This is a genomic window from Collinsella sp. An268 (genome assembly GCF_002159765.1).
In the GTDB taxonomy this organism is placed as follows: Bacteria; Actinomycetota; Coriobacteriia; order Coriobacteriales; family Coriobacteriaceae; genus Coprousia.
Genome location: NZ_NFJH01000008.1, coordinates 1 through 12,578, shown reverse-complemented (window position 1 = coordinate 12,578; position 12,578 = coordinate 1). Strand labels below are relative to the sequence as shown.

The 12,578-nt window shown below is 63.9% G+C and carries 11 protein-coding genes; 6 read left to right on the top strand and 5 right to left on the bottom strand.

Features of this window, described 5'->3' with window-relative positions:
* The first annotated feature begins 118 nt into the window (after window positions 1-118).
* From pckA to dnaE, 3 genes are all read left to right on the top strand, one after another.
* Window positions 119-1,726, top strand: coding sequence for a phosphoenolpyruvate carboxykinase (ATP) (gene pckA, locus B5F70_RS07195; RefSeq protein ID WP_239463718.1), 1,608 nt, complete (start codon window positions 119-121; stop codon window positions 1,724-1,726).
* A gap of 125 nt (window positions 1,727-1,851) precedes the next feature.
* Complete coding sequence (locus tag B5F70_RS07190; RefSeq protein ID WP_087204902.1) at window positions 1,852-2,343, top strand: DUF3284 domain-containing protein; 492 nt, start codon at window positions 1,852-1,854, stop codon at window positions 2,341-2,343.
* A gap of 154 nt (window positions 2,344-2,497) precedes the next feature.
* Window positions 2,498-6,286 carry a DNA polymerase III subunit alpha gene (dnaE, locus tag B5F70_RS07185; RefSeq protein ID WP_087204901.1) on the top strand — a complete coding sequence of 1,263 codons (3,789 nt, stop codon included), beginning with the start codon at window positions 2,498-2,500 and terminating at the stop codon, window positions 6,284-6,286.
* A 583-nt stretch (window positions 6,287-6,869) separates the two neighbouring features.
* Here the strand turns inward: dnaE and B5F70_RS07180 are convergent.
* Genes B5F70_RS07180 through B5F70_RS07160 form a run of 5 tightly spaced genes read right to left on the bottom strand, consistent with a single transcriptional unit; the run spans window position 6,870 to window position 10,407 of the window.
* On the bottom strand, window positions 6,870-8,264 hold the full coding sequence (locus B5F70_RS07180; RefSeq protein ID WP_087204900.1) for an oxaloacetate decarboxylase subunit alpha: 1,395 nt from the start codon (window positions 8,262-8,264) through the stop codon (window positions 6,870-6,872).
* 27 nt (window positions 8,265-8,291) lie between these two features.
* The gene (locus tag B5F70_RS10700) at window positions 8,292-8,432 is read right to left on the bottom strand and encodes an OadG-related small transporter subunit (RefSeq protein ID WP_087204899.1); all 141 of its coding nucleotides are present in this window, start codon (window positions 8,430-8,432) and stop codon (window positions 8,292-8,294) included.
* A gap of 16 nt (window positions 8,433-8,448) precedes the next feature.
* Window positions 8,449-9,564, bottom strand: coding sequence for a sodium ion-translocating decarboxylase subunit beta (locus B5F70_RS07170; RefSeq protein ID WP_087204898.1), 1,116 nt, complete (start codon window positions 9,562-9,564; stop codon window positions 8,449-8,451).
* A gap of 41 nt (window positions 9,565-9,605) precedes the next feature.
* Window positions 9,606-10,028: a biotin/lipoyl-containing protein gene (locus tag B5F70_RS10980; protein ID WP_087204897.1), complete on the bottom strand. Its 423-nt coding sequence runs from the start codon at window positions 10,026-10,028 to the stop codon at window positions 9,606-9,608.
* Window positions 10,018-10,407 carry a hypothetical protein gene (locus B5F70_RS07160; RefSeq protein ID WP_087204896.1) on the bottom strand — a complete coding sequence of 130 codons (390 nt, stop codon included), beginning with the start codon at window positions 10,405-10,407 and terminating at the stop codon, window positions 10,018-10,020. The genes B5F70_RS10980 and B5F70_RS07160 overlap by 11 nt, the downstream gene beginning before the upstream one ends.
* Window positions 10,408-10,812: 405 nt before the next feature.
* Here B5F70_RS07160 and infC point away from each other — a divergent pair, with 405 nt between their 5' ends.
* From infC to rplT, 3 genes are read left to right on the top strand one after another with little or no spacing between them, the layout of a single operon-like run.
* On the top strand, window positions 10,813-11,376 hold the full coding sequence (gene infC, locus B5F70_RS07155) for a translation initiation factor IF-3 (protein ID WP_204556231.1): 564 nt from the start codon (window positions 10,813-10,815) through the stop codon (window positions 11,374-11,376).
* A gap of 30 nt (window positions 11,377-11,406) precedes the next feature.
* Complete coding sequence (gene rpmI / locus B5F70_RS07150; protein WP_087204894.1) at window positions 11,407-11,598, top strand: 50S ribosomal protein L35; 192 nt, start codon at window positions 11,407-11,409, stop codon at window positions 11,596-11,598.
* Window positions 11,599-11,652: 54 nt separating this feature from the next.
* Window positions 11,653-12,012: a 50S ribosomal protein L20 gene (gene rplT / locus B5F70_RS07145; protein WP_087204893.1), complete on the top strand. Its 360-nt coding sequence runs from the start codon at window positions 11,653-11,655 to the stop codon at window positions 12,010-12,012.
* The last annotated feature ends 566 nt before the right edge of the window (window positions 12,013-12,578 follow it).

The window sequence follows — 12,578 nt, the reverse complement described above, 5'->3', positions numbered from 1 at the left end:
CCACGGGCCCATCGCTACCGCTCACCGAACGGATGCCGTTTGCGGTGATTTGCCTAGCGTCTACTCGGCCATACTGAAAAAGATGGTGCGTACAGGCCCTCTATCCCAAGGAGTGTATATGACCGAGCCCATGATTGAATCTATCCTGATCAACCTCGGCATCGAGGTGGACCAGGACCGTGTGCACGTCGACTGGAGCCCGGCGAAGCTCATCGAGCACGCCGTCTCCCACCACGAGGCCTACCTCACCTCGACCGGTTCGCTCTCCGTCTCGACGGGCGCCTTCACCGGCCGCAGCCCCGAGTACCGCTACCTCGTCGACGCCGGCGAGGCGGACAAGAACATCAACTGGAACAGCAAGCAGAACAAGCCCATCGACGAGGCGACCTACAAGCGCGTCCGCAAGAACGTCGCGCGCTACATGTCGCAGCGCCGCCACCTCTTCGTCGTGCGCGGCTATGCCGGCGCCGACCGCAAGTACGCTCGCAAGGTCATGATCGTGTGCGAGCGCGCGCATCAGGCGCTCTTCATCCGCCAGATGCTCGTGCGCCCGACGGCGGAGGAGCTTGAGAACTTCGGCCGCCCGGATATCACCGTGTACGCGGCGCCCACCTATGTGTGCGCGACCGACCGCGACGGCCTCGCCCCCGCCGCCGTCATCCTCGACATGAACCACAAGAAGATCGTGGTCGCCGGCACCGGGTATTGCGGCGAGATCAAGAAGGCCATCTTCACGATGATGAACTACCTGCTGCCCATCGAGGACGGCGTGCTGCCGATGCACTGCTCGGCAAACGTCGACCCCAAGACGGGCAAGACGGCCATCCTCTTCGGCCTCTCCGGTACGGGTAAGACCACCCTCTCGGCCGATCCCGAGCGCCTGCTCATCGGCGACGACGAGCACGGCTGGTCACCGCGCGGCATCTTCAACATCGAGGGCGGCTGCTACGCCAAGACCATCGACCTCACGCGCGAGCGCGAGCCCGATATCTATGACGCCATCACCTTCGGCTCGGTGTCCGAGAACGTCAAGCTCGACCGCAAGACCCGCGAGCCCATCTACTCCGACAGCTCCATCACCGAGAACGGCCGCGCCGCCTACCCGATCGAGCATATCGAGCGCGTCGTCGAGTCCGGCGTCGGCGAGAGCCCGAGCGTCGTGCTCTTCCTCACGGCGGATGCCTACGGCGTGCTGCCGCCCATCTCCAAGCTCTCCCGCGAGGAGGCCATGTTCCACTTCCTGACCGGCTACACCGCCAAGGTCGCCGGCACCGAGGTGGGCATCGTGGAGCCCACGCCCACGTTCTCCGCGCTCTTCGGCGAGCCCTTCATGCCGCTCGACCACATGGTCTACGCCTACCTGCTCGGCGAGAAGATCGTGCGCCACAACACGCGCGTCTACCTCGTCAACACCGGTTGGACGGGCGGCCCCTACGGCATCGGCCACCGCATCGCGCTGTCGCACACCCGCGCGCTCGTGCGCGCCGCCATGGACGGCTCCATCGACGACGCCGGCTACCGCCGCGACGAGATCTTCAACGTCGACGTGCCGCGCGAGTGCCTGGGCGTCCCCTCGACCCTGCTCAACCCGCGTGAGACCTGGGCGGACCCGGAGGAGTATGACAAGGCAGCCAAGAAGCTCGCCGGCATGTTCCAGGAGAACTTCGAGAAGCGCTATCCGGGCGTCTCGCTCGAGGACCTCGCGCGTCCGCGCAAGGACGATTAGCACCCGTCCGCACACCTGATACACTGATGGCGGAGGTCCTACGGGGCCTCCGTCGTCCTATAGGGGAGACGTACCGAGAGAGGGCGGCGCCGCGCGGCACCGCCCGTGCCATACAGGAGGACGCCATGGAGTTCACACGGGAGTTGGATATCACGCCGGAGGAATTCTTCGACCAGATCGAGAAGACCATTCTGGAGGATGCGGAGAAGGCGACGGGCAAGCCCGTGACGCGCAAGAAGCTCGCCGGCATGCGCTACACGAAGCGCTCCAAGCAGGGCGGCAAGAACGGGACGACGCTCGACGTCAAGATCCGCAAGTACCGCTACCCCGAGGTCTACGAGGTGAAGTTCACCTACAGCTCGGGCGTGAACACCATCTGCTACCGTGCCGAGCCCGCGGGCGAGGGCATGATCCTCACCTATTCGGAAAAGTTCGTGAACCCGCGCGCCACAGGGGGCTGGTTTGAGCGCTGGCGTCTCGCGCGCTATGAGAAGCGCGCCGAGAAGCGCGCGGACCAGACGCTCAAGAGCATCGTGAGCTATGCGAAGAAAGACCGCGAGGCCCGTCGCAAGAACCCGCTTCTGGCGGAGCTCGACACGCAGGATACCGATAACTGAGCCGCGACGGTCGGCGTCGCTTCCGCCATCGAACACGGTGTGAGGGCTTCGCGAGGTGAGATTCCTGTCCGGCCGCTGCGGTAGAATCGGGTAGCACCGCAACGCTCGATGCTTGAGCGACGTACGCCAGCACATCAGATGAGGAGCAGCATCCGTGGCCTTCGTTCACCTGCACAACCATTCCGAATACTCTATGCTCGACGGCGCCACGCGCGTGGGCGATATGGTCAAGCGCGCCGTGGAGCTCGGTATGCCCGCCGTGGCGCTCACCGACCACGGCTACATGTACGGCATCCCAGAGCTCGGTCTCGCCTGCGATGCCGTCAACAACGCCGCGCCCGACTTCCGTCAGTGGAAGCACGACAAGGCGACGTTTGCCGAGGAGGGCTTCGGCGAGGCTCCCGCCGACGAGAAGGCGCGCGCCCAGTGGGAGCGCGACTGCGCCGTCTGGACCGAGACGGGCTCGCTCGATGCGGCCAAGCCCGCACCCGTCATCAAGCCCATCTTTGGCTGCGAGGTCTACTTCACCCCGGACGACACCCTCGCGCGCGACCGCAAACCCGAGCTCTACCATATGATCCTGCTCGCCCGGAACCACACCGGCTACGTCAACCTCATGCAGATCGTGTCGGAGGCGGCCGTCCAGGGCTTCTACTACAAGCCGCGCGTAACGCTCGACAACCTTCGCCGCCATGCCGAGGGCATCATCGCCACCTCGGCGTGCCTGTCGGGCATCGTCATGCGCAACATCGATTTCGGCAACCCCGCCGAGGCGCTCAAGTGGGCGGAGACGTTCCGCGACCTGTTTGAGCCCGGCAACTTCTATATCGAGATCCAAGAGCACGGCATCACCACCGAACGCGGCAACACCGAGGAGGAGATCAACCGCCAGCTCATCGACCTCGCCCACCAGGTGGGCGTCAAGGTCATCGCCGCCAACGACTTCCACTACCTCGTGCGCGACGACGCGCCGGTGCAGGACATCATGATGTGCATCGGCACCAACTCCAAGGTCGACGACCCCAATCGCATCCGCATGACGGGCTCGGAGTTCTACATGAAGACCGAGGAGGAGATGCGCGCCCTGTTCCCCTATTGCCCGGAGGCCTGCGACAACACCCTCGAGATCGCCGAGAAATGCGACGTGCAGCTCGAGTGGGGCCAGATCATCCTGCCGCGCTACCCGCTGCTCGACCCCGGCGAGACGCATGAGAGCCAGTTTCGCCGCGAGTGCGAGGCCGGTCTTGCCAAGCGCTACGGCGACGATTGGGCCGACCAGGTCATCGGCGGCGTCTCCGTCAAGGAGCGCTTCGAGTTCGAGTACAAGGTCATCTGCGACAAGGGTTTCGCGGCGTACTTCCTCATCGTGGCGGAGTACGTGCGCTGGGCCAAGCAGAACGGCATCGGCGTCGGCCCGGGCCGTGGCTCGGCGGCGGGCGCGCTCGTTGCCTATGCGATGGACATCACGACCTTCGACCCGCTGTCCAACGGCCTCATGTTCGAGCGATTCCTCTCGCCGGAACGTACCGAGATGCCCGATATCGATATGGACTTCGACGATGAGCGTCGCCTGGAGGTGGTGGAGCACGTCCGCCAGCTCTACGGCTCCGAGAAGGTCACCCACGTCATCACCTACTCGACCATCAAGGCCAAGCAGGCCATCAACGATGCGGCCCGCGTGCTCGACTTCCCCGTCTACATGGGCCAGCGCCTGTCGAAGATGATCTCGTCAGACCCCAAGGTCAAGCTCCGTCAGGTGCTCGAGCGCCAAGAGGGGCACGAGGAGAACTACAACCCCGACTTCGCCGACGCCTACCGCACCGATGACGATGCCCGCCGCATCATCGACGCGGCGCTCGCTATCGAGGGACTGACGCGCGGCGAGGGCGTGCACGCCTGCGCCGTCCTTATCTGCCGCGACCCGGTGAACGAGCACGTGCCCACCAAGCTCGACACCAAGGGCGGCGTGGAGATCACGCAGTACGAAGGCCATACCGTGGCGGATATGGGCCTCCTCAAGATGGACTTCCTGGGACTCCGTACGCTCACCGTCATCTCCAAGGCGAAGGCGAACATCAAGGCGAACTTCGGCATCGACATCAACCCGGATGAGATCCCGTTCGACGATCCCGAGATCTTCAAGCTGATGCAGACCGGTCACACCGCCGGCGTCTTCCAGATCGAGTCCGCCGGCATGACGGCCACGATCAAGAACATGAAGCCGACCGAGTACAAGCACGTGGTCGCTCTGATCGCCCTCTACCGTCCGGGACCTTTGGGTGCCGGCATGGTAACGAGCTACATCAACCGCATGAACGGCAAGGAGCCCGCCGTCTCCTACGACCCGCGCTTGGACGATATCTTGGGCGAGACCTATGGCACCATGGTCTACCAGGAGCAGGTTATGAACATCTCCGTCGAGATGTGCGGCTTCTCCAAGGGCGAGTCGGACAGCCGTATCCGCAAGCCCGTGGCCAAAAAGAAGATCAAGATGCTCACCGAGCAGGTCTTCACCTGGGAGGACGGGCACGAGGAGACCATCTACGACCATTGGATGAACGGTGCGGAGCGCAACGACTACAAGCGCGAGACCGCCCAGCGCATCTGGGACGACGTGCTCGAGTTCGCATCCTACGCGTTCAACAAGTCGCACTCCGCCGGCTACGCCATCCTCGTTATGCAGACGGCATGGCTGAAGGCCCATTACCCCAACGAGTACATGGCGGCCGTGCTCACGTCCTATACGGGCAAGACCGATAAGATCGTGCACTACATCTCGGCCTGCCGTCACGACGGCATCCAGGTGCTGCCGCCGGATGTCAACGAATCGGGCCGCGAGTTCACGGCCGTCACCGAGGGTATCCGCTTCGGCCTCGCGGGCATCCGCGGCGTGGGCGAGGGCGTGGCCGACGCGATCATCGCCGAGCGCGAGGCGGGCGGTCCCTTCAAGAACCTGCACGATTTCGTCGACCGTGTCGATTCGAGCCAGGCGAACCGCCGCGTCATCGAGGCCCTCATCAAGGCAGGAGCGTTCGACTCTTCGGGGTACACGCGCCGTCAGCTCATGAGCTTCGTCGACAAGGAGAACCCCGAGAACATCGTCGACGCCGCCGCGCGCCGTCAGAAGGAGCAGGCATCGGGCCAGGTATCATTCTTCGATATGTTCGGTGACGTGGAGGGCTCGGGCTTCGAGGTCTCCGTTCCCGAGCCGGACGGGCAGGAGTGGGACCGTCACACCAAGCTCTCCCAAGAGCGCGAGGTGCTCGGCATCTACGTCTCCGACCACCCGCTGCGCCCCTACGAGTACGCGCTCGGCAAGGCGCGCGAGTACACGCTCTCGCAGATCGATACGGGCTTTGAGGTTGCGGCGCCCGGCGGCGGGACCGTCAACAAGGCCATCCCCGAGGGCAAGCCGTACTGGTTCGCCGGCATGGTCGCCGAGGTGGGGAAGCGCGTCACCAAAAAGGGCGATCCCATGGCGATCGTGCGCCTGGAGGACATGGAGGGCGAGGCGACCATCGTCATGTTCCCCAAGGTCTACAAGGAGTGCGAGAGCTTCCTCTACGGCGAGACCGACCCCGAGACGGGCGCCGTGCTCTCGGACGCGTTCATCCGCGTGCGCGGCAAGCTCGAGCGGAGCGACCGCGGCGACCAGATCATCGCGCAGGAGGTGCTGCCGCTCGAGCTCAACGACGAGGCCAACCGCCCCAAGGTGTTTGAGGTGATGGTGCCGAGCGCGCGCTTCTCCCAGAGCAACATGGCCCGCCTGGCGGCGCTCTTCGCCACCAACCCCGGCGGCGACCGCGTTGAGCTCTTCATCGAGCAGCGCGACGGCCAGCACATGCGTGCCGAGATTCCGACGCGCGTGAACGCGCGCTCCATCCCGCTCATCGCCGAGGCGAAGGCGATCGTGGGCAACGCCGGCCGCGTGACCGTGGTGTAGCGAGGTCGGCGGTCGCGCCGCGAGGCGTGGCCAACCGCTCACCGGCATCTCTTCCGTCCGCATCCACTACGGTTGGTCCCGCGATGCGGGGGATTATGCGGACGGGTTGCTTGCTCGGGACCCCGCGGGGATAAAACCGGCAGATTGTATGCTCGGGACCCCATGGGGAGAAAGCCGGCAGATTGTATAGGCAGATTGTATGTTCCGTTTCTGCGACGGCAAAAGCCCAGCTCAGAGGGGTGCAAAGAACGGGCGGATTGTATGGAAAGATACAATCCGCCCCGTCTTTACCCCAGATTTCATACAATCCGCCGCTTCTCTCCCTTTTCCGCGCGGACATTCAGTCCACCGCATCATCCCCTTTTCAGCGCGGGCATACAATCCGTCGCATCATTCCCGATTGTTCAGGGGTACGCGATCTGCCGGTTTATCCCGGCGCGCGGGGAGGTGGGGCCGGGATAAACGTTCGACGCCAGTTTGGCTCCTCAACAAAAGAGCGCCCTCAAAGGGGCGCTCTTCAGACAAAGCCTCACATAAGGGAATGGGCGGGGCCGCTCTAAACACGGGCAGCTCGCCGCGCACCTTATACGACGTCGATGGAGACCGAGACCTCCTGCACGGGCACGTCGTAGAACGGGTCCTCGCGGCGGCCCAAGAAGTCGCGCGCCTGCTCGGGAAAGAGCGCGTAGCTGAGCACGTCCTCCTCAGAGCGGGCGTAGCAGGCAATCTCCTTGCGCAGCCTGCCCATCTCGGGCAGGATGAGGTCGGCGGGGCGGCAGGTGATGGGCTGTTCCTCCCCGATGATCATCTCGCGGATCTCGCGGCTGATCTTCACGGGCGAGCGGCCGTACATGCCGCGCACGTACTCGCGGATCTCGTTCGAGACCACCTTGTAGCGCTCGCCGGTGACGACGTTCATGAGGGCCTGGGTGCCCACCATCTGCGACAGCGGCGTCACGAGCGGCGGGTAGCCGAGTTCAGCGCGCACGCGCGGCACCTCGGCCAGCACCTCGTCGTACTTATCGTCGAGGCCCAGGTCGTGCAGCTGGTTGATGAGGTTCGAGAGCATGCCGCCCGGCACCTTGTACAGAAGCGCCTTGGGCTCGACGGACAGCACCTTGGGATTCAGGATGCCGTCGGCGAGGAAGCGGTCGCGCACGGGCACGAAGTGCTCCGCGACCTTCTCGAGCGTCTCGATATCGAGGTCGGTCTTGTAGCCCAGCGCATCGAGGGCGATGGCCATCGACTCGGTTGCGGGCTGGCTCGTTCCCTCGGCAAAGGGGGAGAGGCACGTGTCGATGATGTCCGCCCCGGCCTCGACCGCCTTGAGCAGCGTCATCTGGGCGATGCCGGCGGTACCGTGCGTATGGATCTGCAGGGGAATGTCGACCGAGCCCTTGATCTCGGTCACCAGCTCGGTGGCGACATCGGGCGTGAGGACGCCGGCCATGTCCTTGATGCAGATGGAGTCGGCGCCGGCGCGCTCCATCTCGATGGCGAGCTGGGTGAAGTAGCGCACGGTGTGCACGTCGCTCGTCGTGTACGAGATGGCCGCCTGCACCTCGCCGCCCGCCTCCTTGGCGGCTCGAATCGAGGTCTTGAGGTTGCGCGTGTCGTTCAGCGCGTCGAAGATGCGCAGCACGTCGATGCCGTTCTCCACCGACTTCTTGACGAAGGCGGCCACGACGTCATCGGGGTAGTTGTGGTAGCCCAAGAGGTTCTGGCCGCGCAGCAGCATCTGAAGCTTCGTGTTCTTGACGTGCTCGCGGATGGTGCGCAGGCGCTCCCACGGGTCCTCGTTGAGGTAGCGCAGGCATGCGTCAAACGTGGCGCCGCCCCAGCACTCGAGCGCGTAGAAGCCGGCTGCATCGAGGTCCCCGAGCACCGGCAGCATGTCCTCGATGGGCATGCGCGTGGCGATCTGGCTCTGCTGACCGTCACGCAGGATGGTTTCCATAAAGCGAATCTTGCGGGTCATCGTGTCACCCCTTTCAAGCGGCGGCGTCTACTCGCTGTCGCTCGGCGGGAAGATGCGTCCGAGCGCCAGCGAGACGAGGTATATGATGAGCATGACGAGGAAGATGCCGCCCCAGCCGAGGCCGAGGATCTGGACGGCGATCTCGAGGTTCTCCATGTTGAAGGTCATCTGAACCACTTCCTAATTAGAGCAGAAGGCCGAGGACGAGACCGCCGGCGACCACCGAGGCGATCTGGCCGGCAACGTTGGCGCCCGCCGCCTGCATGAGGATGAAGTTCTGCGGGTCCTCCTCGGTGGCGAGCTTCTGGATCACGCGCGAGCTCATGGGGAAGGCCGAGATGCCGGCGGCGCCGACCATGGGGTTGATCTTCTCCTTGCGGAAGATGTTCAAGACCTTGGCGAAGAGCACGCCGCCCACGGAGTCCATCACGAAGCCCAACAGGCCGAGCCCCATGATGATGAGGGTATCGAGCTGCAGGAAGTCGTGGTACTCCATCTTGACCGAGACGCAGAGGCCGAGAAGGATGGAGATGAGGTTCACGAGCTCGTTCTGTGCGGACTGGGACAGGTTGTCGAGCACGCCGCACTCGCGCAGCAGGTTGCCGAACATGAGGAAGCCCACGAGCGGAAGCGAGTCGGGCGCGATGAGGCCCGCGATGACGCAGATGATGACGGGGAAGAGGATCTTGGCCGTCTTGGACACCGAGCGCGGGTTGTAGTTCATGCGGATCTGGCGCTCCTTCTTGGTGGTGACGAGCTTCACCGCGAAGGGCTGGATGATGGGCACGAGCGCCATGTACGAGTACGCGGCGACCATGATGGCGCCCATGTACTTCGATCCGAGCGAGTTCGCCACAAAGATCGAGGTCGGGCCGTCTGCGGCGGCGATGATGCCGGCGGAGGCGGCGTCGTTGATATCGAAGCCGAGAAGAGACGCCACGATGATGACGAAGAAGATGCCAAACTGCGCGGCGGCGCCAAAGAGCAGCAGGAACGGGTTTGAGAGGAGCGGGCCGAAGTCGATCATCGCGCCGATGCCGATGAAGAGCAGAAGCGGGAAGAGCTCGGTCTCGATGCCGGCGTCGAAGAGGATCTGGAACGGACCGGGCTCACCGCCGGTCATGAGGACGCCGGAGCCGGGGATGTTCACGAGAATCGTGCCGAGGCCCATGGGCACGAGGAGCGTCGGCTCGTACTGCTTCTTGATGCCGAGGTACATGAGCAGGGCGCCGATGAGCATCATGGCGATGCGGCCGGGTTCGGCGACGAGCGAGACGACGCCTTCAATCAATATCTCCAAGGGAGTACCTTCCTTCGTAGGGACAGATCAACCTGAGCGCGCTACGAGAGCGAGAAGAGCGTGTCGCCGGGGTTGACCATGTCGCCCTTGGCCACATTGATGGAGGCGACGACGCCATCCTGCTCGGCCACGATCTCGGACTCCATCTTCATGGCCTCGAGGATGAGGACGGGCTGGTTGACTTTAACGGTGTCGCCCACGTTGACCTTCACGTCGACGATCTTGCCCGGCATGGGCGCCGTCTGCACGTGGGCACCGCTCGGGACGCCGGCGCTGGCGGCGGGGGCGGCGGCCGGTGCGGGTGCAGGCGCGGGCGCGGGGGCCGCCGGAGCGGGCGCCGGGGCGGGTGCGGCCGGGGCAGCGGGCGAGGCGACGGCGTCGGCGGGCGTCGCGGTGGCGCCGACCTCCTCCATCTCCACGAGATAGGCGGTGCCGTCGATCGAGATCTTGAATTTACGCAGCATGGGTCTCCTCCAAAGACTTCTGACGATAAACGTGCTTGACGACAAAGGAGCTCTCGGGGAGAGCTCCGGCACCGAGCGCCGTGGCGATGCAAGCCACACGGCGGTACTCGGGGTTTGCCAGGGATACGCGTTTGACCGAGAACGAGGTCTCGGGCCTATCGGCCGCGGCGACGGCGGTGGCGATGATGACGGCTTCGCGGTGTTCGGCCGGGTCGACGGGTAGGTACGGCGGGATCTCCTCCCAGTCGCGGGCGGGGTATCCCGGTGCGATCTCGGGTTCCGGCGGTGCGGCGACGACGGTCCGTGCGGCATGCGTCGCACGGGCGCGCCCGCCGGCGGAGCGTCCGAACAGATTGCGTAGCATCGAGCGAAGGCCCATAGCGGCCCTCCTTTCCGGCTATCGGGCACGGTATGCAGTTGCGTGCACAACAGTCGATATTGTATAGGCCTTATGGAGATGGGCGGCCGAGCGGTAGCAAGAGTTCGGGGAGCGGTTGCTTTATGAGGGAAGACGGTCATACTCGAGCGGTGAACGGTTGCAACGCTCGTGAGGATGGCGTGAAGACGTCGGCCTTGTGGTAAGATGCAACCCGCACTGCGAAAGCGGTGCCTGACGAAGCGGGGCATATGGCCCCCACCTTGCGGCGCCCGAGGGTAGCTGTCTGGTTATCACATATGCAAACGGTCGGCCCCTTGGGGCCTGTTTGATGATGGATGATGCCCGGACGCCCTTAGGCCTCCGGGTTTTTTCGTCTGCATATCTCATACGAGGGAGGTACCGAAAATAGCTAAGCACGATGACACGCGCATCAACGACGAGATCACCGCGACGCGTTGCCGCCTGATCGGCGTCGACGGCTCGCAGCTCGGTCTCTTCGGCATCCGCGATGCGCAGCGCGTTGCTGACGAGCAGGGTCTCGACCTGGTCGAGATCGCGCCCAACGCCGATCCGCCGGTTTGCCGCGTGATGGACTACGGTAAGTTCAAGTACCAGCAGGCCATGAAGGCCAAGCAGGCGCGCAAGAACCAGTCGCGCGTCGAGGTCAAGGAGATGAAGTTCCGTCCCAAGATCGACGTGGGCGACTACGAGACCAAGAAGGGCCATGTTCTTCGTTTCCTCAAGAAGGGCGCGCGCGTCAAGGTCACCATCATGTTCCGTGGCCGCGAGATGGCGCATCCCGAGCAGGGCCTGAACGTGCTCGAGCGCCTGTCCGCCGACCTCAAGGATGTGGCGACGGTCGAGTCGCAGCCCAAGCTCGAGGGCCGCAACATGATCATGCTGCTCGCTCCCATCAAGGGCGCCTTCGACGAGAAGCCCGCCAAAAACGAGAGCAAATCTCAAGCGTAAGTAACCTGTCAAGCGATTAAGGAGTAACCCATGCCCAAGATGAAGTCCCACAGCGGCACCAAGAAGCGCTTCCGCGTCACCGGTTCCGGCAAGCTCATGCGCGCCAAGGCCTTCAAGAGCCACATCCTCACCAAGAAGACCACCAAGCGTAAGCGCAACTTCCGTCAGGAGACCACGATCTCCGCTGCCGACCGCAAGGTCATCACGTCGCGTCTTGCCTAACGAGTGCGCGCACCCGATTCCAACGATCTGAGTTTTACCTAGGAGTGATTTCACATGGCACGAGTCAAGCGCGGCGTTATGGCCCGTAAGCACCACCGCACCGTTATGAAGATGGCGAAGGGCTACTACGGTGCCGCTTCGCGTACCTATAAGCACGCCAAGGAGCAGGTCCAGCACTCGCTCCAGTACCAGTACCGCGACCGCCGCAACAAGAAGCGCGAGATCCGCAGCCTCTGGATCCAGCGCATCAACGCCGCCGCGCGTCTGAACGACATCTCCTACAGCCAGTTCATGCACGGCCTCAAGCTCGCCGGCATCGAGCTCGACCGCAAGATGCTCGCCCAGATGGCCTACGAGGACATCGAGAGCTTCAACGAGCTCGCCACGATCGCCAAGAAGGCGCTCGAGGCCTAAGGCTGACGACACGTCGGGCATATCCGTTGCATGCAACGGTACTAAGGGGCGCCTCCGGGCGCCCCTTTGCATAGGTATAGGTAGAAGGGGACGAGGAATAACCGAGGCAGATGCGACGGCAGCGGCATGAGGCGGGCATAGGGGAAGGCGTTAAACCGCTGGATCTCTTCACAAGCACCTGTGGTGTCCAACATATATAGGCATGAAGTCATATAAGCGCGGCGGTCAGCCGCCCTATATAGGTGGAGCACTCCCGCATATAGAAGTACCGTGCATTTCTGGGGCAGAGTATGATTCGCCCAAGGCAATAGATGTGTAGGAAATGTGTGCTTAAAAATCCCCCTTGCGCCCGGCCCCTCCGGGTGGCAATATATCTCCTTGCCGCGCGGGCCGCACCCCACGGGGGAGGCCGCGGCGGGCACCTTGAGAACCGGATATCGCGGGAGGACACGGGGCGATTCGCCCCGGTGTCCCACAGGAGACAGAGAAGACACCATCTTCCAGAGACGATGAGAGAGAGCAGTAGGGTAGGTACCCTATTCCGCTCAGGTCGACGATGCGAACGA